The following is a 25,781-nucleotide window of genomic DNA, read 5'->3' on the forward strand; positions in this document are numbered from 1 at the left end:
GCCATGCAACACAATGACGCTATGGACGCGCGTAACGATTTACCTGCATTGGGAGTCCGGCGACCCTGGCTAGTGGCCGTGATGAATATGCTCATTGCCATCGCGGGCTTAGCCGCACTGCTGGCGGTCGAAGTACGGGAGCTGCCGGACGTCGATCGCCCCATCATCAATGTGCGCGCGCAACTTCCCGGCGGGTCGCCGGAAACCATGGATGCCGAGGTAACACGGGTGCTGGAAGGCGCCGTTGCCCGGGTATCGGGTGTCACCGACATCCGCTCATCGAGCGAAGAGAACAGCACCCGAATCCGCGCCGAGTTCCGCCCCGGCTACGATTTGGACCGCGCAGCCACTGATGTGCGAGAAGCAATCAGCCAAACTGCTCGAAACCTCCCTGACGATGTAGAACAACTGGCGGTGTACAAAGCGGATGAAGATGCGGAAGAAGTTGTTCGTGTCGCGGTACTCAGTACGCGCTATAACGAAGAGACGCTAACAAGAATTGTTGAACAGGACATTGTTCCGGCATTTCTGGCGCTACCCGGAGTAGCGGATGTCCCCTTGTTTGGAAGCCGCAAACGCACGCTGCGCGTTATCCTGGATCCGCTGAGGCTGACCAGTTACGGGCTCACGGTAAGCGACGTTGCGGCAGTCTTGAGAGAGGCACCGCTGGATGTACCGGCGGGAAGCTTTCGTGGCGGCGACCAGCAGTTGCTGGTTCGTGCGGATGCTTCGGTAGTAACCGAAGAACAAGTCGCCAACACTATCGTGACTGGCACCGTCCGCATCGGCGATGTAGCTGATGTTGCGTTTGCGCCCGCGGATGCGGAGTCCATTGTGCGCCTTAATGGTCAGCGCGTGGTCGGTATCGGGGTAGTGAGACAGGCTGGCTCTAACACCATTGAGATTGCCGCCGGCGCAGACCGCGCCATTGCCGAACTCAACGCGCGCTTTGATGATCTGACCCTTCAGAAGATTTCTGATAACGCCATATTCATTCGCGGTGCCGTAAAGGAAGTGCTGTTGAGCCTGTTTCTCGCTGTAATGGTTGTGGTCGCCACCATACGAGTGTTTTCCGGGTCTTGGCGCCTCACATTGGTGCCGGCAATTGCCATCCCCGTTTCGCTTTTGGGCACCGTCGGCGCCATTTGGGTCCTTGGCTTTTCCATCAACATTTTAACGCTCCTGGCTTTAGTGCTCGCCACAGGTCTTATCGTCGATGACGCCATCGTAGTGCTTGAGAACGTTCAGCGCCGGCGACGGCAGGGACTTGGCGCCAACGCGGCGGCGGTGCTGGGCACGCGTCAGGTGTTTTTTGCCGTCATCGCCACCACAGTTGTTTTAGTCGCAGTATTTGTCCCCATCGCATTTCTGCCAGGCACTGCCGGCCGCTTGTTTCGCGAGTTCGGACTTGTGCTGGCCGTCGCCGTAGCGATTTCGTCCTTCGTTGCGCTCTCTTTGGTCCCCGCCGCCATGGCGCGACTCGGCGATTCCACAGAAGGGGCCTTTGACCGGAAAATGCGTAAAACCGGGACTCATCTGCAAAATTTCTATATCCGCAGCCTGAACAAAGTTCTCGCGCACCCCTGGTCCGTGCTCGTCTTGTGCTTACTAGCCGCAGCAGGCTCCGGGGCACTGTACCTGCAACTTGATCAGGAACTGCTGCCTAGCGAGGACCGCGGTGAAATCAACATATTCGCTCGCGGCCCCGACGGGGTTGGCTTACCTTACATGGGCCGCCAGGCAGACCGCATGGAGGATGTACTGCTGCCTCTTGTAAAAAGTGGTGAGATAAAATCGCTCTACACCGTTGTGGGTCGCTACGATCCAAACCTGGTATTCATCAGTGCGCCTCTTGCCGACTGGGATGAACGTGCTCGCAGTCAGCAGGAAATCGCCGCTGAAATAGCGCCCATCCTTCGCAACCTGCCCGGAGCCGGACCCAGAGTTTACAGCGGCAATAGCCTGAATCTTAGAGGTGCATCCGGAGGGCTGAAAATCGTTCTCACGGGTAACGACTACGGCCGTATCTACGCCGCTGCCCGAGATTATGCTGATGCCATCCGCGAACGCCTGCAAAGTGTTAGTGGCCCACGCGTAGGCTATCAGCCTACTCAGCCGCAATTATCAGTCCGTATCGACCGGCGCCGTTTGGCCGACCTGGGCGTGTCTCTGCCTGAGCTTGCAGAAACTCTCAGAGCAATGATCGACGGCCTCGACGTGATAGACCTCAATATTGAAGATCAGGCCGTGCCCATCATGCTCGAGAGCGGCGCGCGCGCTGTCAATGATCCCGGCGATTTGACGAATCTCTATGTGCGCGCGGGAAGCGGCGCTCTGGTTCCTTTGTCCAGCGTAGTGGAAATCGTTGAAGAAGGCGTTGCGAGTGAACTTGAGCGGCAGTCTCAGCGCAGAGCCATCGAAGTCGATGTGGATGTGGCTCAGGGTGTAGCGATGCAGACAGCGGTTGACGAGCTTCGCGACCTGGCCATGGAAGTCATCCCCGAGGATATTGAGGTACTGACTCGGGGTGAGGCTGCGACACTGGAAGAGTCCAACCGCGAAACGCTCCTGACCTATGGCTTCGCACTTCTTATCGTGTTTCTGGTGCTTGTGGCACAGTTCGAAAGCCTCACCAGCGCTATTGTGATTATTGCTGTGGTCCCCTTCGGACTGGCCGCAGCTATTTTGGCGCTCTTCCTGACCGGTACCAGCCTGAATATTTATTCTCAGGTAGGCCTTGTGATGCTCATAGGCCTTATTGCCAAAAATGGCATCCTCTTGGTGGAGTTTGCCGATCAGCTCAGAGATGAGGGTCGTAAGGTACGCGATGCTGTGGCAGAGGCAGCCGCCGTGCGCCTGCGCCCCATCGCCATGACTCTGGTATCGACAGTACTGGGCGCCCTACCTCTCATCATCTCCAGCGGGCCCGGCGCCGAAGCCCGGTCTGCCGTGGGTTGGGTTGTCTTTGGCGGCTTGGGCCTCACAGCACTCTTCACTCTGTATCTGACCCCCGTTCTATATCTGGGTGTTGCCCGCTTCGCCCGCCCGCGCTCACACGCGGCACAAGCATTAGATGCGGAAATGCGCGATGCTATGCAACTCAGCGAAGAATCCTAGGAGACCTATAGACCATGCCTAAGCTAATGGTAAATGCGCTGTCACGCGCGCGGCGTCAAAACGCTCAAAACCGCAAGGGTCGGCAGTTACTGCGCAGTGGCACTGCCTTGCTACTGGGGGTCCTGCTCGCAGTCAACCTACATGCGCAGCCTTCAGCAAGTACCAGCGAAGTACTGAGCCCCGAGGCCAAACTGCAGGCACTGGGTATTGTGCTACCTGAAGCGCCCAGCCCCGTGGCCAATTACGTCAATGGTGTACAAACAGGAAATCTCATTTTTCTTGCCGGAAAAGGACCCAAGCGCGCCGATGGAAGCGAAGTGTCCGGCAAACTCGGCAAGGATCTCGATATTGAGCAAGGCTATGAAGCGGCAAGACTCACGGCAATCAATCAAATGGCAGTTCTCAAAGCCATGCTGGGAGATCTCGGTCGCGTAAAACGAGTGGTCAAAGTCCTGGGAATGGTAAATTCAGATCCCGACTTTATTGAGCAGCCTGCTGTAATAAACGGGTTTTCTGATCTCATCGTCGAGGTATTTGGGGAGCGTGGACGGCACGCCCGGGCAGCGGTGGGCATGGCGTCGCTGCCCCGAGGCCAGGCTGTAGAGATTGAAATGATCGTTGAGGTAGAGGACGCTCCCTAAGTAGCGTCCGTCCCAGCCACCGCGTGGCCCTGACACTTCAGGTAAGCTGTTCCTGAAAAAAGCTCACCATGCGATTCCAGGCTAACTTTGCAGCCTCAGCGTCATAACGCGGCGTAGAGTAATTGTGAAAGCCGTGGCGCGTACCGGGGTACACATGCATTTCATATGTGACACCATTCGCGGCGAGCGCTGCCTCATAGTCTGGCCGCATAGCGTTCACTCGTTCATCAACTTCGGCATAATGAACCTGCACCGCGGCCTTGATGTTCCCGACCTTATCTGAATCAGCTGCCGCACCATAAAACGGTGCCGCTGCCTGCAAATCACTGCCAAGCTCAGTCGCCAGGAAGTTGGTCGTGCCGCCACCCCAACAAAAACCGGTAGCAGCGAGCTTGCCTGTAGAAAGCGTGTGAGATTTCACAAAGCGTGCGCTGTTGACCATGTCCTGACGCAGTTTGGATTGATCCAGCGTCCGCTGCATCGCACGTCCATCGTCATCATTTCCGGGATAACCGCCTATGGGTGACAGGCCATCAGGAGCCAGGGCCAAAAATCCTGCTACCGCGAAGCGTCGAGCCACGTCCTGTATGTATGGGTTAAGTCCTCGATTTTCGTGCATGACGAGCACAGCAGGAAACGGGCCTTCGCCCTGAGGCTGTACAAGATAGCCCCGCATACGACCGGAACTACCACCGAGAGAGTCGTAATCGACCCAAGTAGCCTTAATACGCTCATCGGTAAAAAGTACTTCCTGTGCCTGGGCGTAGTTGGGAATCAGCGCCTTGGCCATGCTCAGCGCTGAGGCCCCGGCAATGGTCAATGCCGCAGCGCGTTCAAAAAACTGTCTCCGATTCATACCGCCGTGGCAGTACTCGTCGTAAAGATCAAATACCTGATCATCGATTTCTTGTTGCTTCATGAGACTTTGGGCTCCTTGTCCTTCAACGCAGATACCCATAATCCCATATTCACGAATGATCCGCAGCGATCACTCAATCAACGCGCCACAAGTGCTTCCGGGGTATCGAGGATATCTGAAGAATCAAGCACAGATTCATCTGCACCTAACACCTTTACCCGTGCACCCGATCCCGCGCGACTCAGAGATGAAACCACCAGAAGCTCGCCTTCCCCGAGGCTGTCTGCACGGATGAGAAGACTCATATTGCCCTGGGCATCCTCACGAATACCCACTCGCTCCACATCCACGGACTTGAGCATATCGTTCTCGACGGTATAGACCAGGCGGTCGGCGTAAACGCTCTGCAGTGGAACCTCAATGAGATTCGCCTGTTGCGGAAGCGTAATTCTCACATCTACCGCCCGCCCCAGTGCCAGCTCGCTGTCCAGTGGTGAAGCAAACAAAACATCGGTCCCCGCGCGACCACTTCTGACTTGAGACCCAATATCGAGCAAGTCCAGGTTCACCCACTCATCCCCTACCCTCGCTGCGGCAAGGATGGATTGACCATTGCTGATTGCTGCGTGCAAGGCATTGGCATCGTGCTCCGGAAGAGACACTCTAACCTGCTGAGAATCCGCATTAAACAGCGACATGACTGTCTGACCTGCATCGATACGCGCTCCAATAGCCGCATCAATCTGAATCACCGTGCCATCAAAGGGCGCCAGCAGTGAAAGGCGCTCGAGATTCAACATACTCTCCTGCAAATCCGTTTCAGCGCGAATGACCCGGGCGTCAGCCGAGGCTCTGTGTGACTCATGGCTGGCAAGAAGCATTTCCTGTTGATTGAGCTGCATCTCCATTTCGAGTCGCTGCTGTTCCAGAGCGTCATAGTCAGTGGCCGAAATCTGGCCTTTACTGAAAAGCGTTTGGAAACGCTCCTGCTTCTTGACGGTGAGTTCGAAGAGCCGCCGCTGGTGCTCAGCATTCTTTGACTCCGCAATCTGTTGTGCGCGCATTCTCTCGTATTCTCCCCGCGCCTCGGTCAGTGCTGCCTCGAAGCGTCGAACAGATAACTGCGCGTCTCGATCATCCAAGCGCAGTAAAAGATCCCCTGCGGATACTTTTTGTCCTTCGCGAACATTCACTTCGGTCACATAGGCCAAGGTGGCAGCGCGCAATGCCGTAGTATTCGGATTCTCAACCCGACCAAACACATGAATCTCTGGCGACAGCGAACGATGCTGCGCGGGTCTTGCAACCACGGGAATAGCTTCTGGCGTTGCATCCACTTCGATGTCATTACTGCTAAAGGCACTCAGTCCAAAAATTGCCACCACCAGCCCCCCGATGATCGACAAGCTGATTCGAGCAGATGAGGACAGAGCGCGAATGTAGCGACCCGGCAGGCTGTTTCGCAGCCAACTTCCGATAAGTCGCGCAGGCGTCAACACAATAGAGAGTAGTTTCATGAGCTTGGTGCTCCAAGAGCAGGATTTTGTAGGGTATTTGCGCGGCTTTGTAAGCGCCGCCAGCTTAATTCACAGGTATTCAAAGCGGATAAGATTGCGGGTATGACCAGCAATATAAGACCGGTGCCATAGAGCATGCCAAAACAAATCACTGTAGCGAGGGGAATAAAAGCAGCGCCCATCAAGGATGACTCAAGCATCATCGGAACAAGGCCAAGCCCGGTAGTCAGCGAAGTGAGTAGCACCGGTCGCAAACGCTGTCGAACTGCTTCGATGATTGCCTCGTCCGCGCCCATACCAGCTTGGCGGTGATCCCGATAGGCAGTAACCAGTATGATTGAGTCATTCACGATGACCCCGGTGAGCGTAAAAATCCCCAGAAAAGCCAGCGGCGTAATGTTAAAGCCCATACCCCAAAGGCCCAGCAACGCACCGGTGAGGCCAAAGGGAATGGCAAACATAATAGCCAGAGGCCAGCTCAATGAGTGCAGGGTCCAGGCCAAGATAATGTAGATAAGTGCCAACGTGATCAAAAACCCGATGAACATTTCGCGAAGAAGCTCACTCTGCTCATTGGCCCCAAACCCTTTTCCTGGACTTACTCCCCACTTGCTGGCAATCGCCGGCATCAGCTCTGCTTCCAATTCATTGATAACTGCATCAGCCGTGGTAATCGTCTTGTCCGGGTACGCGCGTACCGCAACCGTTTGCACGCCATTAACGTGATTAATCTTGTCGATACCGCGACGGCTTTCGATGATGGCCACGGTAGACAGGGGCAGTATTTCTCCACTGGCTGTGATCACAGGCAAGCGTGCAAGGCTGGTGAGGCGGTGACGGTCCTCACTGGGCAGAGACACTCGCACCTCAAGTTCTGCATCTTCCTCGGTAAACAATTGAATGCGCTCACCCTCAAATGCTGTGCGAACCTGACGACCGACTTCGGTGGCGGACAGACCCAGTGCTCTACCCTCGGGAGTCAATCTAAATACCCATTGATCCCGCCCGTAAGGAAGATCGTCATGCACATTATTGACTCCAGGCATCGTGCGCATTACCGCTGCCAACTCGCCTGCTGCGCCTTTTAGAGCGGCTGTATCAGCACCGCTAAAAGTGAGCTCAATCTCCGGCCAGGGCTGATCACCCTGCTCTATCTGTAATTGCTCAACGATCGCCGAGTCAGGGATAGATGTCTGCCAGTGATCCAAAAATTTGGCCAAGCTCACGTCGCGAGACTCCGGCGACGTCAGCTCCACAAACACACTGGCAAACTCCGGACCTTCACGACGATCGCGGCTGATAGTGGCTCCATTGATCTGGACCCAGCGGGCTACAATATTGCCACCTCCGAAGTGCTCGTCAGTGGATTGCACATAGTCCTCCAGTGTCTGCAGATAAGCATGGCGCTGCGCTTCATCAGCGTCCGCCGTAAACTGAATATTCGCCTCGGCAAATTCAAAAGTAATATTCATATTCAGATCAAACTTAACAAGGCTCATCGCCACAAGGCTCACCGCAAAAAGAAAACCGCTGCCGGCGGCGGTAATGGCTACGCGTCTATGAGCCAGACACCAGCGGAGTAAGGGAAGGACGCGCTTTTCGCGAAAGCGATCAAAGTGCACATCAAAAGCCTTACGCAGGGCAGGTGTGGGCTTTTTATTTTCCGCCATGCGGCGGAAAGAGTGTTTGAGATGGCCCGGCATAATCAAAAAACACTCGACCAGCGAAGCCAGTATCACGCACAGCATTAGAATGGGAATTTCGCGAATCTCGTCGCTATCCACAATGACCAACGGTAGAAAAGCAGCCATGGTGGTCAGACTGGAAGCGACAATCGGCAGGAACATTCGTTGCGCGCCAACCACGGCCGCTTCCTCTGGCGGCAGGCCGTTCTCGAACTGCCAAAGGGAGTGCTCTCCCACCACGATGGCGTCATCGACCACGATCCCCAGAGCCATCACCAGCCCAATCATCGATAGAAAGTTGAGCGTGCCGCCAAATGCGTAAAAGAGCAGCAAAGCACCGGCAAAGGACACGGGAATGCCCAGGGCGACCCAACCGGCGACGCGAAGATTAAGAAACAAGAACAACATTGCGAGTACCAGACACAGGCCGGACACGCCGTTACGCAACACCAGTCCCATCGTGTCGGCGGCAAAGCGCCATGCTTCGATGAAGACCTTGGTCTCTACGCCCCGGGCCAGTAGCGATTCCTCTTGCTGGGCACGCCAGGTTTTAATGACTTGGGCAGCATCAAAGGTATCCGTGCCATCGCCCCGGCGTACGCGAAGCTCAATGGCCGGCTTGCCGTCGATAAGCGAATACCGCTGATTCTCGATAGCGCGTCGCTCAACGTGCGCTATATCGCCCAGCTGCGCAAGCTGATCACCGGCAATGGAGGCTATCGGCAACTCTTCAAAGCCCCTAACGCTGCGCTGCTGATCCATAGAGCGAATCTGGCGTCGGCCCTGCCCCGTTCCAATAGTGCCCGCAGGGGTATCGTTGCTCAGTCTGGCAATAGACTGCGCAACATCCACAATACTGGCGTTCATTTCGACGAGGGTGAGCCCATCAATTTCTATGGCGATTTCTTCCCGGGGCAGTCCCCGGATCTCCACCACGTCGGCCCCCAGCGCACGCAGTTGACGCTCGGCTTCATGGGCCATGGGGGCAAGCTCAGTGAAGTCATCCGGCCCGGTGAGAAAGACAGCGGCGACCGTTTCGTACCAACGGTCGATGGCAACCTTTGGCGGCTCCAGGTTCGAAGGAAGATCACGCACCAAGGCGATGCGCTGCTTGATGGTGTCTACGGCATTGTTGATGTCTGTGTTTCGATCGAAACGGAGCTGTACCCAGGCAAAGCCATTGCGCGTCCAGGAATTTAGACGCTCAACGCCTTGCAAGCCGCGAAGCTGATGCTCTACCGGATTCGTCACCAGCTTTTCCATGTCTTCTGCAGAAGCACCGGGCCACTGCAATTCAACTTCAGCGACGTTCCAGCTTTGATCCGGATTCATCTGGACCTTTATCTTCACGGCCCCCCAGACGCCGGCCATTAGCATCATGACCATAAGAAGGTTCGCCGCCAGACGATGGCGTGCAAAAATATCGATCCAAGCTGATTTCGCGGTTTGCACGGCTGCAGACTCACACTCATTAGTTTCCAGTGCGTGAAATCTACTCCTGCAAAGCCCCGCTTAGGAGTCCTTTGCGGTGGACTGCTGGATTTAGGCGATTAACGCCCTGAGCACCAGCCTAGGCAGGTGATTTAGCCTTGTATCTTTTGTAGATTCGCCAGGTGCAGCGCCCAGCAGAGGAAGACATTCAAACGTGCTTTGGTCTGCGCCAGACAATGAATGCTGCGGCCACAAGCATTTGCACACCGCCGTATACCAGCAAAGAAAACAACACGAAATCCCCCAGTGGATCCGCTTGACCCACGACTGCCGGAAACAGCGACGCTTTTATCAGTACGCCTAAATTAATGTTGCGCACCACTACTTCCATGTCGATCGCCGTAGCGTCAACACTGGAAAGTCCTAACAGCTTACAAGCCAACATACTGGCAAACACAAGAGCCAACACAAAAACAAAAACCGCTGATAGGTTAAACAGGCCAAAAGCCTCGACATCCAGTCGGCCTGACATTGACGAGCCGACCACAATGGCCGCAATGCCCAGCAGCGAACTGCGCACGCACCACTGAGAAAAAGCCGTGGCCGACCGAGGAAAAACACGTAGAAACAGCATGCCTGACACCAAAGGTAACAACAGCGTCAGTGCTATTTCCACCATGACCCGCTGGCGTGGCATCACAAAGTCCTCAGGCATGTATTCGGTGATAAGAACCCCGAGAATCAACGGCGTAGTGAGCAGACAAGCAAATGTAGTCAATGCCGTCATAGTGATCGAAAGAGGCGTGTTACCGCGGGCAAAATGGGTAAAAATGTTCGAGGTAGTGCCTCCCGGTATAGCCGCGATCAGCGCAATACCCACCGCCACTCCACCAACCATCCCAAATCCCCAAATACACAGATAAGCAATAAGCGGCACGAGCAGCAGTTGCACAGCTACGCCAATGCTTACGGCGCGGGGTTCCATGATTACGTCACGAAAGTGCCGGGGGGTCAGCGTCGCCCCCATACCGAGCATCGCCATCACGAGCTGAAAAACGGCCACCCAGTACTCGTACTTAAGGTAAAGCTCACCCATGGTGACCCCTAAGACATTGATTATTTGAAAGCCTTGTCCAAAGGCCGTTGCCAGCAGACATCTTGTCGCACACGATAACAGTAGTGTTGTTGTAAGCTAGGCTCCTACAGCGTCAACTGGAGTGCCACATGCTTAACTGTACTTACAAACTATTCATTTCTGCGGCGTTCCTCGCGGCGTTAGTGACCACCAGCATCCTGACCACTTCGGCCAGCGCCACCGAGGGCGTTGACGCAACGCTCTATCAGACCTTGACGTACAGAAACATTGGTCCGTTCCGCGGCGGCAGAGTAACAACGGTAGCTGGTATCGAGAACGACCCTCTTACCTACTATTTTGGTGCCACCGGGGGCGGGGTCTGGAAGACCAGCAGCGCTGGGACTGCCTGGGAAAACGTATCAGATGGTTTTTTTAACACCTCAGGCATCGGCGCCATTGATGTTGCCGACAGCGATCCAAACATCATCTATGTGGGCACAGGCGAAGGCCCGGTCCGCGGAGTAAAGACCTCTCATGGTGACGGTGTTTACAAATCGACTGACGCGGGAAAGACCTGGACGCATATGGGTCTGGAGGCCACTCGCCACATCAGTCGCATTCATATTCATCCCAAAAACCCCGACGTGGTTTTTCTCGCAGCGCAGGGCAATCCCTGGGGCTCGAATGAGGAACGCGGGATCTATAAAACAGTAGACGGCGGACAAAACTGGAAGAAGATCCTCTTCGTCAACGAAGACTCCGGCTTTGCAGATATGAGCATGGACGCCGAGGACCCGAACTTCCTCATGGCTACCAGCTGGGATTTTCGTCGCAAACCCTGGGTGGTAAAAAGCGGCGGCCCGGGCAGTCGTATGTATAAAACCACAGACGGCGGTGAGTCCTGGACAGAGATCGATAAGGGCCTACCAAAACTGAAGGGCAAGATGGGCATCGCCATATCCCCCGCTAATCAGAACATAGTTTACGCGGCCATAGAGGCCAAAGATGGCGAGGGCGGCGTTTATCGGTCGGATGACAGCGGCGAGAGCTTCAAGCAAGTCAGCGACGATCCAAACACCTGGGCCCGCGCCTGGTACTACATGCACATTACTGCAGACCCCAACGATGAGGACGAAGTCTGGGTAATGAACGGCGTGCTCATAAAATCCATTGATGGCGGCAAGACCTTTGAACAGTACAAGGCCCCCCACGGTGATCATCATGCCATCTGGATTAATCCATCGGACAGCGACATCCTCATAAATGGTAATGACGGTGGCGCCAACGTTTCCATGGATGGCGGACAGACCTGGTCTACACAGATGAATCAGCCCACGGGGCAATTTTATCGAGTCATCACCGACAACAATTTCCCCTATCGCGTCTATTCCGCACAACAGGACTCCAATGGCATCACCATTGCGAGTCAGAGCATGAGTGCCCGTGGCGGCGGTATCGGCACAAGCCACTGGTGGTCTATTGGCTCCGGCGAGAGCGCAACAATCGCCTTTAATAAAGACGATCCAAAGTATGTCTACACCACGTTCTTTGCCAGCATGCTCGGCGAATGGAATAGGGATACGCGACAGTACCGCAATGTTCGCCCCTATCCCGAGCGTGTCACCGGTGAAGAGCCTAGAAATCTTAAATACCGTGGAAACTGGAACGGCCCCGTGATCGTCTCTCCCCATAACCCCGATCGTATCTACTATGGATCGCAATACCTGATGAGCTCCGTCGATAGAGGCGTGACCTGGGAGATACTCAGCGAGGACCTGACACGCAACAACAAGGAGCAGCAGGGTCGCGGAGGCTACCCCATCTCAAACGAACAGATCACTGCCGAGAGTTACAACAATCTGTTTGTCATAGCTGAGAGTCCGGTGAGCGAAGGTGTCATCTGGACAGGATCAGACGATGGTTTGGTGCATCTGACCCGTGATGGAGGAAAAACCTGGAAGAATGTCACACCCACCGGACTCGCCGAGGGCATTATCAACGTCATCGATGCATCGCCCCACGAGGCGGGAACAGCGTATTTTGCGCGCGCCGGTTACAAGATGAACGACTTTAGTCCCAGCATTTACAAAACCAGCAACTATGGAAAATCCTGGAAGAAAATTGTCGATGGGATTCCTAACAACACCTTTGCCAGGACAATCCGTGTTGATCCAAAACGCCCCGGTCTTCTTTACGCTGGAACAGAAAACGGGATTTTTGTGTCCTTTAACGATGGAAAACACTGGCAGAGCCTGCAACAGAATCTCCCACAGGTACCGATAACGGACTTGTATGTTCAACAGGACGATCTTGTAGTCTCTACCCAGGGACGGGCCCTTTGGATACTCGATGATCTAACTCCCCTGCATGAGATTTTTGACGGGCTGTCTAATGGAGACTCGGTGCTCCTGCCCCCCCGCGATCCCGTGCGTATCATTGGCAACGGCTATCCAGACTCCGGCCCCGGAAAAAACCCGCCGCGCGGCCTCCAGGTGCATTACCTATTGAAGGAAGGGGTCGAGACAGCTATCCAATTCGACATAATCAACAGTAAGGATGAGATTGTTTACAGTGACCGCTCGGACCTTGAGGGTACGATCTGTGGTCGCGGCCAAGCTGAGATACCACGTCCGGAAACCATCTCATCAAACCTGGGCGATAACCTTTGGGTCTGGCGTTTGCAAATGGGCGAATTTGAGTGCCTTCCAGAAATTTACAGCGTATCGCGAAGTATGGACGCCTACACCGCAGCCCCCGGGGAATACACCGTACGTATGACCATTGGCAACGATGTTCAGGAGCAAAGCTTTCGTCTGCGTGTTGATCCGCGCTTAGGTGGAGACACCGCTGAAAATCTTCGCCAATACGCTGATATGGACGCTCTCTCGGCATCTCTTATGGCGGCGGCCGAGAATATGAGTCAGGGCGTCAAAGACCTGAGGTTGGTCAAGAAACAACTGGCATTGATCAATGAATTGGGGGCACCCACGGCCGTCACGGCGCAAGGGGAGCAGCTCGAAGCAAACATCGATGCCTGGATTGATCTTATTCTTCAGAAGGAGCTGAAGACATTCCAGCATGTGTATCAGCACGAGGGACGCCTGCTCATGAAGATCAAGGATCTTCTTGCACGCATGCACGCCTCTCAGCTGCCGCTGACCAACGGTTTCAAAGACGTGACGCGGGATTACCTGAAGGTCTGGGAAGACTACGAGACTCAGTTGTCAGATATTCGCGAAAAGCAGTTAAACAGCTTTAATCTGCTTGCCAATCAAAGCGGTGTCTCGGACATAAAACTACCTTAGAACGCCCCCTGCGAGCCTCCGAGGCTCGCAGGGGCTAATCTGGCTCCTTCCATCAACGCCCCAAGCAGTATTGGCAGTGTTTTTTTCTTGTCTGCGCTATGATCCCGTACCTTGTGAAACGCACTTTGGAGTATTACACCCCATGACGAACAAAAAGCCCCGCGCCCCTCGGTGCACAGCTCCCCTTGCATTGTTGCTAGCGTCCTCAAGCATATGTTTGTCGGCGCTGACCTTTGCACAAGCACCCATCGTCAAACCCGGAGCTCCCGGGCAGGCGACACAAACACTTACCGCCGACGAGGCTGTGGCCATTGCCGAGTCTTCCTACTCACCGGCTGATGTCACCTTTATGCAGGATATGATCCCGCACCATCATCAGGCGACGCAGATGGCGGCTTTGGTAAAAGACCGCACTAACAACCCGGCGCTAGTCGATCTGGCGGAGCGAATTAACGGCACCCAGGCCGACGAAATAGCTTTTATGCAGGAATGGCTAGCCCAGCGCGGTGAAAACGTGCCGGAACCATCGAACCATCAGTCCATGCACATGCATCACGATATGGCGGGGATGGCCACGCCGGCACAAATGTCGGCACTGGCAGAGTTAGAGGGCACCGATTTTGATCGTATGTTCCTGACGCTGATGATTCGTCATCACGACGGGGCAATCACCATGGTTGATGACCTGATGGATCAGCCGGGCTCTGCCTACGACCCTGTCCTCTTTGAATTCACCAACGACATCACGAATGACCAGGCCGTCGAGATTGAACGTATGAACGGCATGCTCGTGGGCTTATCAGAAGATCCTCGCTCAGGTCTCAGGCCGGGTGTCTTTGATGCCGAACAGGCCAGCGCCAACATTGAATTGATCGCCAGTTTAAGAAAGCCCGCAGGCTTTTTTGATCCAGCAAATCCAGCGGAGCGCGGTGCGCGCGCCCTGGACGAAGAAGACACTCAGGGGGACGATCGTGACGATGCAGAGGCCAAGGACGCAGAGGAACGATCCACCACCATTGAAGAAGACGGCAAGAGCCTTCGCCGCCCTATGCTCAGTTTTGCCAACACCGACATGGCCTTTCGTGACAATGTGCTTGTCGCTGGAAACTATCACGGCTTTAACGTCTACGAGCTGCAAGAAAGTGGTGTGCCTGATCTGATGGCATCGATTGTATGTCCTGGCGGGCAAGGTGATGTATCCATAGTCGGTAATCTCTTGTTTATGTCTGCTCAAGAGAATCGCGGCCGACTGGACTGCGGCCTGGAAGGAGTCACCGAAGACGTCAGTGAGGAGCGCTTTCGCGGTCTGCGCATCTTCGATATTACTGATCTGACCATGCCTCTGCAGGTAGGCGCTGTGCAAACCTGTCGGGGCTCGCACACGCACTCAGTGGTGTCCGGTCCCGACAAAGACGGGATCATCACCATCTACAACTCAGGCACCTCATCTGTTCGCGAAGAAGAAGAGCTCGAAGGGTGCATCGGTGAGGTAGCCGGAGACGAACGTACCGCCCTCTTCCGTATCGATGTCATCGAAGTGCCCGTGGACAACCCCGCTGCGGCACGAATCGTTGATAGCCCCCGGGTATTTGCAGATCCCGAGAGCGGCGTGGCCGCGGGCCTATGGCGAGGTGGTGATCACGGCAAAGGCACTCAAGACACTTCGCCTACGGATCAGTGCCACGACATCACCGTGTTCCCCGAAGCAAATATCGCCGCCGGCGCATGCTCCGGCAATGGCATCATCTTTGATATCAGCGACCCTGCAAAACCCACCCGAATTGATGTAGTGACCGATGAGGGCTTTGCGTACTGGCACTCTGCTACCTTCAATAATGACGGCACCAAAGTACTCTTTACCGATGAGTGGGGCGGTGGCGCCCGCGCCCGCTGCCGCGCATGGGACCCCCTCACCTGGGGTGCCGATGCGATTTACGATATTGTTGATGGGAAGCTGGAGTTTGGAGGCTATTTCAAAATGCCTGCTCCGCAATTAGAGTCAGAGAACTGCGTAGCGCACAACGGCTCAATCATTCCGGTTCCCGGTCGCGATATATTTGTGCAGGCCTGGTATCAGGGCGGGATTTCCATCATCGACTTTACTGACTCAAAGAACCCCTTTGAAATAGCCTACTTCGATCGCGGTCCCTATTTTTCTGATGAGATCATCACTGGAGGATTCTGGTCTGCATATTGGTATGAGGGCTTTATCTACGGAACCGAAATTGTCCGGGGACTGGATGTACTGTCTTTACTACCAAGTGAGCATCTCACGGAGCATGAAATCGCTGCAGCGCGTCTGGCGGATCAAGGCGCTTTGTTCAACCCGCAACAGCAGTTTAGCGTCAGCTGGCCCGCCGCACCGGCCGTGGCCCTTGCCTATCTCGACCAGTTGCATCGCGATAATGGCTTACCAGAAGCGATGCAGGCAGAGCTGCGTGAAGCACTCGATCTGGCGGATACAGCAATGGTCGCTGGCAAGACGGACAAAGCACTGGCTCGCGAGTTCAGTAAGATGGCAAAGTCCGTCAAGGCAGTCAAAGCTCCTACGGGCCACGCGGATCGCGTCGCGCGACTTGCGGAGACCTTGAGCGGGATCGCCAAGAACTTACGCGGTTAAAGGACACACTGAATGCCCCAAAAGCCCAGATACGAAGTACTGCTCTACGGAGCCACAGGCTTCACCGGACAACTGGCTGCAAAGTACCTGGCAGGCCACCCGGACCTAGCGGGAAAGCGCTGGGCTATTGCCGGGCGCAATGCAGAGGCTCTGGACGAGGTTCGTCAGTCGCTGGAGCATGATCAGCTTGAGCTTGTCGTGTGTCCTTTGGACGACGAGGCTGCTGTGCAGGCCATGGTTCGCTCTACGCAAGTTGTGATCACCACGGCAGGACCGTACTCCAGCTACAACGGCGAGGCCTTGCTGGGTGCCTGTGCCAAGCTTGGCGTGCATTATTCGGATCTATCCGGTGAGGGCTTCTGGCAACGCGAGATGATCGACAGCTATCACCAAACGGCAATAAAGAGTGGAGCCAAGATCGTACTGGGCGGCGGCGTGGACTCAATTCCTAGCGACTTGGGTGCCTATCTGGCACTGCAAGCCTGCGAAGGATCAATAGAAGACAAAGAGCCGATTCAGCTGACTGCCGTTTACACGGAGTACAGTGGATCTTTCTCCGGGGGAACCCTGGCTTCCGGGCGCGCTCGCCAAGCCGCCATCAAGAGCGGTCGATTAACCCGCGAGGCCATGCACGATCCCTACGTACTTGCCCCCAATACCGTCGGCGCCGACTCAGAGACCGCCACGCTCGATGGCATGCCAAAGCGCTTTCGATATCAACGGGTAAACGGTATGGGAACCCTCATACCGTTTTTTATGGCCCAGATTAATGCCCCGGTGGTTCGCCGCTCTCTGGCGCTTGCCGGCGTAGCGGAAACCGTGAGCTATCGAGAGTGCTGCTCTATCGGAATGTGGGCGCGAGTGGCCTGGCTGTACAGCAGTAGAGGTCTGGGGTTTCCTTTGGGAGAGCCTATCAACTTCAACCCCAAGTCTGGCCAGGGGCCGCCAAAATGGATGCTGACTCAGGGGCAATTCACCGTCGAAGTACACGCCAGAAGCGGATCAAAAAAGCTATCCAAGGTCACTATTTCGGGCAAGGGCGACCCTGGCTACGGCGCAACCTCCAAGATGTTAAGCGAAGTAGCGCTGTGTCTTTTAAAGGAACAAAAGAATAAACCGGACGCCACAGGCGTCTTAACGCCTGCTACTGCTCTGGGTGACGCATTGGTTGACAGACTCTCTGACGCCGAGGGTGGCCGATTTATGCGCTTTACGGTCGTTTGAGCTCCTGACAATCGGCTTAGCTCAGCATCGCCTCGACGCCCGTGCCATCCAGAAAAGTGTTCACCCGTGCCCGGTCGCTCTGACTTAGCGCTTCATAGCGCTCCCTGGTCCATTGCAGACACTTGGCCTGATAGGGAAACGTCCTTTGCGTCCAGGGTGCTCCATCTATGTCGCAACCCCATTCTTTGTCCCCTGCCCCCACGGCTCGAGCGTTGGCTAATTGCGCGGGAACATAGACACGCCCAATCTCCTGCATCAAATCACCTAAACTCGGGGACTGCTCCTCAAGGTTTATCCAGTCGCCATCCAATGGATCAAGACCACTTAAGTCATACATTCTGTCTACCCAAGCCACTGACCTGGGCGATATCTCGTGGGTGATGGCACGCGGTGTTGGATCAAAGCCTACCAGCTGCGACAACTGTCCGTGCAAGGCAAAGTCACCCGCGCCAGGGCGTCGGCCGAGCATAAAAGGCTGTTGCGCCAAATGCTGCTCCATTGCTTTCAAAAATCGTCGGTAGCTTGCATCGATCACCGCTGCCGTCGTGTCGTTGGACCCCACTACAAAAAGCCGGCCTATCTGCCTCTCGGAAAAATGCTTCTTAAAAGCAGCGAGCTCTTTTGCACAGATTGATGGATTCATGGCCAGCGGTAAAATCGTGCCAGCCTTGTCCGCATCTGCCGCAAAGTGCCAGCGATAATGGAACATGTATTTGGTACACCACTCGTCCGCAAAGTCTTCAATAAGATAGTCGACAAATGCCAGCGCTGGATCCTTGGGTAAGACGGATCTCTGACTTTGCGCTTCTTCAAGCCTTCGAATAATGGGAGTGGAATCACAGATGGCGTGCACCACCTCATGGTCTTCCAATAAAAAAGTAGGCAAGAGCGCAGGCTTGGGAGGCTCGAGCCCCCGCGCCTCGCAGACGGTTGCAGGATCACCCCAGGTAACAGCGTAGGGCATCCGTCGGTAACGCAGCAAAGCGAGCATCTTCTGTGTATAGGGCGACGCTGTAGCGCCGATCAGTTGAATGGGATCCTGAAAATTCATAAACGCCCGCCTTGATTGTTTTAACAGTCCTTTAATAAAGGCCCGGTTTTACACTAACTCTGATGCCCGCTCACACCAACGCCAACTGAAGCAGCGCCGCAGCAAGAGCCAGAATTAAGGCGACACTGACACGGGGAGACGCGTAAAAACCCATTTGCCTGTGTGTGGGAATAGCAAATGTCTGGGCCAGTGCTGCAACTTTGTACTTGTGAAGCTCGTCAAAGTCAGTGTTCGCCAGAGACAACTCCATTGCATCTCGTCGGGATCGGTAACGCACAAGCCCGGCGGCGTGCCAGCCCGGATTGGGCGGTGTGTTCCATTCGTCAAGATAGCCGCCTTTGACTTGCCCTGCGATGACCGGATGGCCAGCACGGCGAAGTATCCTCCCCATGAACGGCTTGAAATACTTTCTTAACAGTATCGGCCCCGTGCTTGCCTCGCCTGTATCAGGATCGCTAATAGGCGTCGCATTAAACTGCAGCAAGTTCACCATAATGAACTCCCTGCCATCGTCTTCTTCCAGGAACTTACGCAAGCCTTCAAGATTGGGCGTTTGCCCATCCTTCTCTGCACGCGCCGTAGCCATCTGAAGAAAACGCTCTACGTCGGACTGACTGAGCGGTTGACGAAAACCGTCGTACCACAGCTTAAATAGCAGATAGAGCATGAAAGCGCTTCCCCAAACAGTGATACTCATGCGCAAAAGCTCCCGTAGCAAATGTATTGGCACAGTATATGTAAATACTGGTATTTATTCAAACAAAAATGGTTGGCCCGGCTGTGCGTTCAAAGTAAACAAGCTTACTGTGCAAAAGTGCGGCTTTTTGAAAGGTCGGATCGCGCTTCTGTTGTAGTATCGCTACTGAACTCTACCCAAGCGATATTGAGTTGCATCAGCCAGAACCCCTCTCGGAGACCCAAATGAAAAAGTCCCGCATTATCGTGCTTGCGAGTCTCGCGTTTACCTTCGCCGCCGTGGCAAACATCATGAGTACTGCCCCAGCAAAGGTAGACCTGACGCCATTACTCGCGATTGGCGAAAAATACGATGTGCGAATAATACGAGACGAGTTTGGCGTACCCCACATCTATGGCAAGCGCGATGCAGATACTGCATTTGGACTTGCTTACGCCCAGGCTGAAGACGACTTCGAAACACTCCAGGAGGTCATACTGGCGACGCGAGGACAGCTCGCAGCGGTAAGAGGTGCAGATGCCGCCAAGACAGATTACCTCATTCAATTAATGGGCGTCTGGGACGCCGTGGAGGCTGGCTACGATACCGAACTGAGCCAGGCAGCCCGGGATGTCGCTCAGGCATACGCCGATGGAATAAACCTGTACGCTGCGCAAAACCCCCACCTTGTGGCGGACTTTGTTCTTCCGCTTACTGGCAAAGACCTCATTGCAGGATTCACCTTCAAACTCCCGCTGTTTTACGGGTTCGACACAGAGCTATCTGCTCTGTTCGATGGCACACCGCGAGAGCTTTCGCTCCAAGGCGTTACCGCGCTCACCTTTACAGACAACAAGCAGCCAGAACGCGGCAGCCAGGGCGTCGCCATCGCACCCCACAAATCCAGCGACGGCAAAACCCGTCTATTAATCAACTCCCATCAACCACTCACCGGTCCCGTAGCCTGGTATGAAGCGCGACTCCATTCCGAAGAAGGCTGGGATATTGCTGGGGCGACTTTCCCGGGCTCACCCGTGATCCTCCATGGCCATAATCGCCATCTGGGCTGGTCGAGCACTGTAAACAAGCCAGATCTGGTTGATGTCTATCAACTCACCCTTAACCCGGACAACGACGATCAGTATCTCTTGGATGGCCAGTGGGTCGATTTCGAAATTCAAGATGCTAAAATTCTTGTGCGCCTACTGGGGCCTCTGCGGTGGACCTTTTCCGAGCCGCTGTACTCTTCCCGTCATGGCCCCGTGCTCAAGCTGGAGCATGGAACCTTTGCCATTCGCTGGGCAGGTATGGGCGAGATCCGCACGCTGGACCAGTACCTTGCGCTCAACAAAGCCACGTCCATGGCCGAATTCGAAACAGCCCTGGCAATTGCCAGCCAACCCTCCATCAATCAGGTCTATGCCGATGGCAAGGGCAACATCGCGCATTACTACAACGCGATGTTCCCAAGACGCATGGAGGGCTGGGACTGGCAAAAAGATTTACCCGGCGATAAGTCAGAACTTATATGGGACGACTATCGGCCCTTTAATGATGTACCCGCAACACGCAACCCAGGCAGCGGTTTTGTCTTCAATGCGAACAACAGTCCTTACCTATCCTCAGTGGGGCCAGGTCAGCCAAAACCGCAGGATTACTCACCTACCATGGGTATTGAGACAGGTGTTACGAATCGTGCTTTGCGATTGAAACGTCTTTTGAGCGCAGCGGGAGAAATTAGTCGAGAGGATTTCTATCGCATCAAGTACGACGTATTCTATGATGAAGATCTCGAAGCAATTGGCCGATTAAAGGCTTTCCTGGCAGCAGGTAAGCAGGACTTACCCGCGTCACTGCATGATGCTTTTGACCTTCTGGCGTCCTGGGATCTCGGGACTCAGCGCGATAACAGAGCCGCGGCACTTGCGGTATTGACGCTAACACCACTCATAGACAGCCGACACACAGAGGACGAGGTAGATATTGCCCGAGAACTGCAAGAATCCCAGGACTATCTTCAAGCGCAGTTTTCGCGAATTGATCCACCCTACGGTGATGTTATGCGCCACGAACGGGGCTCGAATAGCTGGCCCCTCGATGGTGGCCCCGATGTTCTGCGCGCGGTCTATACGGATGAGAATCCAAAAGACGGTTATCGTCGCAATGTCGCCGGCGACAGTTACATCATGTTCGTGGAGTGGGATGAGGACGGTCAGGTGAGTTCCCGCGCGATTCACAACTTCGGCAGCGCCACTTTAGACGAAGCATCACCCCATTATGCGGATCAAGCCCCCCTATTCGTCGAGCATGAAGACCGACCGGTGAGATTAGAGTTGGAGGATGTGCTCGCCCACGCCAGCCGAGATTACCGCCCCTAAAACGAGCTGGAACAGGCAATCGGCGCTAGTTTGTGGATGACTCCTGCTGAGAATCCCCTGGCGGCAGCACCAGGGCCTGTTTAATCGCATCTACAGTATTCGACACAAATTCTCGTCGATAAAGCACCAGAACAGTGGTGGTCGTGGCCACTAAAAATGGCACGGTACCAAACAACCAACACATGATAGATAGACCGAAATAGTAAGCCCGAAGACCCGAGTTGTTGTCATGCCCTGCAGAGTCCATAAGCTTCGCCAGATTGCAGGCGAAGGCCTGCTTTTGCTGTGACGACACCTGCTCACCGACATCGGGGGCTCCCCCCATTACAACGGCTGCAAAACCGTATTGTCGCAAGCTCCAGGTTACTTTGAAAAATGCATACACCAGAATAATTAACAGTAGCGCCAGTTTCGCCTCGACCTGTCCTTCGCTCTGATGCTCTGCCAAGGGAATATGCGAACTCAGTTCTGCAATTTGATCACTCGTGGTGAGCGCGGTGAGCACGCCGGCCATTAACAGCAACGTGGCCGAGGCAAAGAAGCCAACAACCCGCTCCTGGCTAGCCAGCAGTGATGCATCGGTCATACGCATCTCCCGGCTCAACAACCGGCGAGCCCAAGCCTCACGATGATCACGAAGAGAACGCGACAATGACAGGCCACGGCCTTTTTTGGCGCGGTACTTGGCATAGCGCGCGTAACCCGCCCAAAGCAACAGGAAGTAAACAAGAGCCGTGATTTCTAAAGGATCAAAGGGGATTTGCACAAGAATCCAAAACCTTCGTTAACCATCTTCTGTAACTCATGACGCCGCGCGAACACCGGACTGAGGCTTAAGCGGCATAGCACCCTCTCCGCCTGCGCCAAGATCAGCTTTACAGTAGTGGTCGATAAAAGCCTGATGGCTGGGTAGTTGACTCACCGTTCGCTGCACCGACAGCTCAGCGCCCTGCATGAACTTGCGCAGTTCCTCATCACTCATTTCGTCGACAATGGTGTGGTACTGCTTGGGCATCAAGCCCTGCCCCAACATCACCTGAATCCATGAGTTTTCCACAAAAAGATCGTTAGGAGACTTAAAAACACGTCCGGTCTCCTTGAACAGGTCGATACGGTGCTGCAAAGAATCAGGAATGCTCATGTTTTTACAATGACGCCAGAAACGCGTGTCTTCACGGTTGGTCACATGGTAATGAAGGATAATGAAGTCCCGGATATTCTCTGTATCCGCGTCCATCTGCGTGTTGAATTCTTTTATCTCGGACTCGTGAATGCCTTCAAAGGGAAAGTTTTGTATCAGGCGAGTGACTGCCTTCTGGATCAAATGAATACTTGTGGACTCCAGCGGTTCAATAAATCCACTGGCAAGCCCCATAGCGACACAGTTTTTGTTCCAGTGCTTTCGCCGCTGACCGGTTCGAAACTTGATCACGCGAGGATCGTTAATCGTTTCGCCCTCGACGTTATTGAGGATAGTTTGAATAGCCTCGTCATCCGACATGTAGCGACTGCAAAACACCAGACCATTGCCAACGCGTGACTGCAAAGGAATGCGCCATTGCCAACCGGCATCTCGGGCGATTGATCGGGTATACGGAATAGGTGGCCCTACGGAGCGTGTCTGCACTGCAACAGCGCTGTCGCAGGGCAGCCAGTGACTCCAGTCGTCGTAACCGGTATGCAGCGTTTGCTCTATGAGCAAGCCCCTAAAACCGGTGCAATCAATAAACAGATCACCCTCAATACGCTGTCCCGACGCCAAAGTTACAGACTCTATGAAACCGGTGTTCTCATTGGTCGCGACACTATCGATGCGTCCCTCCTGACGCGTAGCGCCATGTTCCTCTGCGACTTTTCTCAACAAAGCCGCATAACGTCCGGCATCAATGTGGTAAGCGTAATTAAGAGCGCCGCTTTGCAACACCGCAAACTTGTTTTGCTGTGCCGCAATCAGCTCAGTGCAATAGACCCCATAGTCTTTACTGATGCCCTCGTTGAGCCCTTTTAGCCAAAAGTGCAGGAAGTTCGCCGCCCAGCAGTCTTTACCCGTGTAACCAAAGGAGTGTATGTAGTCTTCGTTAACGTTTCGCCAGTTTTCAAAGGAGATGCCCAGCTTGAAGGTGCCGTGCACCGCCTTCATAAACTCCTTTTCGTCCATGTCGAGCAACTGATGCAACAAAATCAACGGTGGAATCGTCGCTTCTCCCACACCTACGGTAGGGATTTCGTCCGACTCAATAAGGGTGATCTCCAGGTTCTTTCCAATGAGTTTGGACAAGGATGCAGCAGCCATCCAGCCGGCAGTTCCCCCACCAGCGACTACCACCTTCTTAATGGTGTTATTCATCTTAGCTGCCCTTTATCACTTTAGTATTTTGTCTCTGAAACATTTGCCAGCACATCTCGCTATCTATTGAGTGCGTTTAAAAGCTCGGCACGCAATGCTCGAGCACGGTTTTCATCAATGGCTCCGTGCATCCCACGTCCCGATTCGGGAATGTGTTCCACCGTTTCGTCTGACGCTTCAAAGACATAATAATCGAATATGTCGCGCCAGGCGTGCCGCTGCTCTGCAGGCAGGCTTTTGATAGTAAGGAATGCATGCTTGAGCACGTTCATGGGAGTCCCCATGTAAGCCGGTGTGCTTCGCCACCAGTAATTCAGCAAAACATTAAGGTCATCCAGACCTTCTACGTGATGCCACCACATACTGGGTATGAATAGCGCGTCCCCGGGCTCAAGTATCACCTCGCGTGCAGCTGCCATGGCGTGGACGAATCGCGGAAAACGATCAAGATCCGGATGGCGCATATCCACCAAACTGATGGGCTGCCCTGCTGGCGTCACGTCCCACGGTCCCACATACAAGTTCTCTAGTTGCTCCGGCGGGAACAACGTAAATCGACGACGTCCCGCAACACAGCAAGCAAGATTGTCAGGAAAATCAAAATGTGCCGAGACCACCACGCGGTTTCCAAGCCACAAACTCGCCAAAGGTTTGCTCCTGCTCGGCTCGACTGCGTTCTGTGCTGCAATCCCTGGAAACCAATGATCCAACAGACTCGAACCTATATAAAGTGTGGGCGGCTCATCCTGCCCGGCGCAGGACTCTATTCCTGCAAAAAACTCATCCAACTGCATGTGCGTGCGCTGGCAGTTAAAACCCGTAAAGTCAGCGTTGTAGCCAATGCGCCCCTTGATAGCCGGCGATCCCGACGAGGTAATAAGGGGTGCGCCGCTGTAACCACGAAGAAGGTAATCACCAAGGTCTTTCCGGGATCGTAGACCCTGTTCCACGAGAGGCCAGTGGCCGACTAAACCACGGATCACATGTGGCTCACCGAGTGAATCCAGAAACTCTGGGAGGTCACCCACCTCAGCCGCATTTGAAGCGCTCACGGCGGTACTCTGGGGGAGCAAACGATCCTCCATAGTATTAGCCAAGACCAGTCGCCGGCTCGAGACGCTTGGCATTACGACGATCAATCATTGCGCGAAAATGCGCATGCGACGCCATAATCATATATATGGACTGCAGATGCCCGGCCTTGTGTAGGGACGCCACGGCGGCATCATCCAGTTCGTTCAGGCGGTCTTCGTTGATAGTGTACAAGCCTAAAAGCTGGCGCTCTGCCCCATCGTTCAAGGTAATACTCATGGTTACGTTTTCGATGAGATCGTGTTCTGTGAGTGCCGCAATAAACGGCGCATTCATCTCCAGACCCAGCTGTATGTCTTCCAGCAGTTCGGTGAGGTTCTCCAGGTAGGGTGTAGAGCCGCCGTGCTCCAAAAACAGCGGCTGCCCATCCTGGGCTGAAGTTATGAGAGGGCTCTCCATATCGATGGTAATAACAGCCTGCCGGCCATCAGGGTGCTCGGGGTTGGACTGATAACCGATGAGAAAGGGCCCGCGGAGAATACTCATGGGAATATAGGCGGGCTCCCAGCCATCCGGCCCCAAAAACAGATTCTCTCCCTTCTCAAAACCCAGAAGAATAATCGGGAAAAACTGTCCGGTATTGGAATCCTTTTGAAAGAAAATCGGATAGTGCGCTTGGGCGCGTCGCAACTCCAGGGGAAACGTAACCACGTATTGCACCGCGTCACCGGTATCGGCGCTACGTTGAGTGTGGATACGAACGTCGCGATGTTCGACATTGTTAAGCATTTCAAATCTGGCCATCAGGTTTTCCAATCAAGGC

The 25,781-nt window shown here is 54.5% G+C and carries 16 protein-coding genes; 6 read left to right on the plus strand and 10 right to left on the minus strand.

The features are described from left to right. Window positions 1–3 precede the first annotated feature (3 nt). Together R0135_RS05700 and R0135_RS05705 are read left to right on the plus strand one after the other, a co-directional pair. Window positions 4–3,117, plus strand: a complete 3,114-nt coding sequence (locus tag R0135_RS05700; protein WP_407349290.1) for an efflux RND transporter permease subunit — start codon at window positions 4–6, stop codon at window positions 3,115–3,117. A 14-nt stretch (window positions 3,118–3,131) separates the two neighbouring features. Further along, window positions 3,132–3,758 (plus strand): RidA family protein, encoded by a 627-nt coding sequence (locus R0135_RS05705; RefSeq protein ID WP_407349291.1) that lies wholly within the window; start codon window positions 3,132–3,134, stop codon window positions 3,756–3,758. A gap of 37 nt (window positions 3,759–3,795) precedes the next feature. On the opposite strand, the gene R0135_RS05710 is transcribed toward R0135_RS05705, so the two are convergent. The 4 genes from R0135_RS05710 to R0135_RS05725 form a co-directional block, all read right to left on the minus strand. After that, the gene (locus tag R0135_RS05710; RefSeq protein WP_407349292.1) at window positions 3,796–4,677 is read right to left on the minus strand and encodes a dienelactone hydrolase family protein; all 882 of its coding nucleotides are present in this window, start codon (window positions 4,675–4,677) and stop codon (window positions 3,796–3,798) included. A 77-nt stretch (window positions 4,678–4,754) separates the two neighbouring features. Beyond that, a complete protein-coding gene (locus R0135_RS05715; RefSeq protein WP_407349293.1) occupies window positions 4,755–6,134 on the minus strand; it encodes an efflux RND transporter periplasmic adaptor subunit in 1,380 nt (459 codons plus the stop codon). Then, window positions 6,131–9,271 (minus strand): efflux RND transporter permease subunit, encoded by a 3,141-nt coding sequence (locus R0135_RS05720; RefSeq protein ID WP_407349294.1) that lies wholly within the window; start codon window positions 9,269–9,271, stop codon window positions 6,131–6,133. The genes R0135_RS05715 and R0135_RS05720 overlap by 4 nt, the downstream gene beginning before the upstream one ends. A gap of 187 nt (window positions 9,272–9,458) precedes the next feature. Beyond that, complete coding sequence (locus R0135_RS05725) at window positions 9,459–10,346, minus strand: bile acid:sodium symporter family protein (RefSeq protein WP_407349295.1); 888 nt, start codon at window positions 10,344–10,346, stop codon at window positions 9,459–9,461. A gap of 128 nt (window positions 10,347–10,474) precedes the next feature. On the opposite strand from R0135_RS05725, the gene R0135_RS05730 reads away from it, so the two are divergent. The 3 genes from R0135_RS05730 to R0135_RS05740 all read left to right on the plus strand — a co-directional run bounded on the left by R0135_RS05730 (window position 10,475) and on the right by R0135_RS05740 (window position 17,474). After that, entirely contained in the window at window positions 10,475–13,630 is a 3,156-nt protein-coding gene (locus R0135_RS05730) for a WD40/YVTN/BNR-like repeat-containing protein (RefSeq protein WP_407349296.1), read from the plus strand. 142 nt (window positions 13,631–13,772) lie between these two features. Further along, window positions 13,773–16,250 carry a DUF305 domain-containing protein gene (locus R0135_RS05735; RefSeq protein ID WP_407349297.1) on the plus strand — a complete coding sequence of 826 codons (2,478 nt, stop codon included), beginning with the start codon at window positions 13,773–13,775 and terminating at the stop codon, window positions 16,248–16,250. 12 nt (window positions 16,251–16,262) lie between these two features. Continuing rightward, entirely contained in the window at window positions 16,263–17,474 is a 1,212-nt protein-coding gene (locus R0135_RS05740; RefSeq protein WP_407349298.1) for a saccharopine dehydrogenase family protein, read from the plus strand. Between the two features lie 16 nt (window positions 17,475–17,490). Here the strand turns inward: R0135_RS05740 and R0135_RS05745 are convergent, their stop codons facing one another. Then, a complete protein-coding gene (locus tag R0135_RS05745) occupies window positions 17,491–18,525 on the minus strand; it encodes a glutathione S-transferase family protein (RefSeq protein ID WP_407349299.1) in 1,035 nt (344 codons plus the stop codon). A gap of 70 nt (window positions 18,526–18,595) precedes the next feature. Then, window positions 18,596–19,222 carry a hypothetical protein gene (locus R0135_RS05750; RefSeq protein ID WP_407349300.1) on the minus strand — a complete coding sequence of 209 codons (627 nt, stop codon included), beginning with the start codon at window positions 19,220–19,222 and terminating at the stop codon, window positions 18,596–18,598. Window positions 19,223–19,446: 224 nt separating this feature from the next. Here R0135_RS05750 and R0135_RS05755 point away from each other — a divergent pair, with 224 nt between their 5' ends. Beyond that, window positions 19,447–21,579 carry an acylase gene (locus R0135_RS05755; protein ID WP_407349301.1) on the plus strand — a complete coding sequence of 711 codons (2,133 nt, stop codon included), beginning with the start codon at window positions 19,447–19,449 and terminating at the stop codon, window positions 21,577–21,579. Between the two features lie 25 nt (window positions 21,580–21,604). On the opposite strand, the gene R0135_RS05760 is transcribed toward R0135_RS05755, so the two are convergent. From R0135_RS05760 to R0135_RS05775, 4 genes are read right to left on the minus strand one after another with little or no spacing between them, the layout of a single operon-like run. After that, a complete protein-coding gene (locus R0135_RS05760; RefSeq protein ID WP_407349302.1) occupies window positions 21,605–22,345 on the minus strand; it encodes a DUF599 domain-containing protein in 741 nt (246 codons plus the stop codon). Between the two features lie 36 nt (window positions 22,346–22,381). Continuing rightward, entirely contained in the window at window positions 22,382–23,926 is a 1,545-nt protein-coding gene (locus R0135_RS05765; protein ID WP_407349303.1) for a tryptophan halogenase family protein, read from the minus strand. 59 nt (window positions 23,927–23,985) lie between these two features. Then, window positions 23,986–25,023: a cupin-like domain-containing protein gene (locus R0135_RS05770; RefSeq protein ID WP_407349304.1), complete on the minus strand. Its 1,038-nt coding sequence runs from the start codon at window positions 25,021–25,023 to the stop codon at window positions 23,986–23,988. After that, window positions 25,016–25,762 (minus strand): SapC family protein, encoded by a 747-nt coding sequence (locus tag R0135_RS05775; RefSeq protein WP_407349305.1) that lies wholly within the window; start codon window positions 25,760–25,762, stop codon window positions 25,016–25,018. Before R0135_RS05775 ends, R0135_RS05770 begins: the two co-directional genes overlap by 8 nt. Window positions 25,763–25,781: the final 19 nt, after the last annotated feature.

It is taken from the genome of Congregibacter variabilis (assembly GCF_045689235.1).
Lineage (GTDB): Bacteria > Pseudomonadota > Gammaproteobacteria > Pseudomonadales > Halieaceae > Congregibacter > Congregibacter variabilis.

Coding starts and splice junctions, on each gene's coding strand:
- R0135_RS05700 (WP_407349290.1), top strand. CDS start 4: ATGCAACACAATGACGCTATGGACGCGCGTAACGATTTACCTGCATTG.
- R0135_RS05705 (WP_407349291.1), top strand. CDS start 3,132: ATGCCTAAGCTAATGGTAAATGCGCTGTCACGCGCGCGGCGTCAAAAC.
- R0135_RS05710 (WP_407349292.1), bottom strand. CDS start 4,677: ATGAAGCAACAAGAAATCGATGATCAGGTATTTGATCTTTACGACGAG.
- R0135_RS05715 (WP_407349293.1), bottom strand. CDS start 6,134: ATGAAACTACTCTCTATTGTGTTGACGCCTGCGCGACTTATCGGAAGT.
- R0135_RS05725 (WP_407349295.1), bottom strand. CDS start 10,346: ATGGGTGAGCTTTACCTTAAGTACGAGTACTGGGTGGCCGTTTTTCAG.
- R0135_RS05730 (WP_407349296.1), top strand. CDS start 10,475: ATGCTTAACTGTACTTACAAACTATTCATTTCTGCGGCGTTCCTCGCG.
- R0135_RS05735 (WP_407349297.1), top strand. CDS start 13,773: ATGACGAACAAAAAGCCCCGCGCCCCTCGGTGCACAGCTCCCCTTGCA.
- R0135_RS05740 (WP_407349298.1), top strand. CDS start 16,263: ATGCCCCAAAAGCCCAGATACGAAGTACTGCTCTACGGAGCCACAGGC.
- R0135_RS05745 (WP_407349299.1), bottom strand. CDS start 18,525: ATGAATTTTCAGGATCCCATTCAACTGATCGGCGCTACAGCGTCGCCC.
- R0135_RS05750 (WP_407349300.1), bottom strand. CDS start 19,222: ATGAGTATCACTGTTTGGGGAAGCGCTTTCATGCTCTATCTGCTATTT.
- R0135_RS05755 (WP_407349301.1), top strand. CDS start 19,447: ATGAAAAAGTCCCGCATTATCGTGCTTGCGAGTCTCGCGTTTACCTTC.
- R0135_RS05765 (WP_407349303.1), bottom strand. CDS start 23,926: ATGAATAACACCATTAAGAAGGTGGTAGTCGCTGGTGGGGGAACTGCC.
- R0135_RS05775 (WP_407349305.1), bottom strand. CDS start 25,762: ATGGCCAGATTTGAAATGCTTAACAATGTCGAACATCGCGACGTTCGT.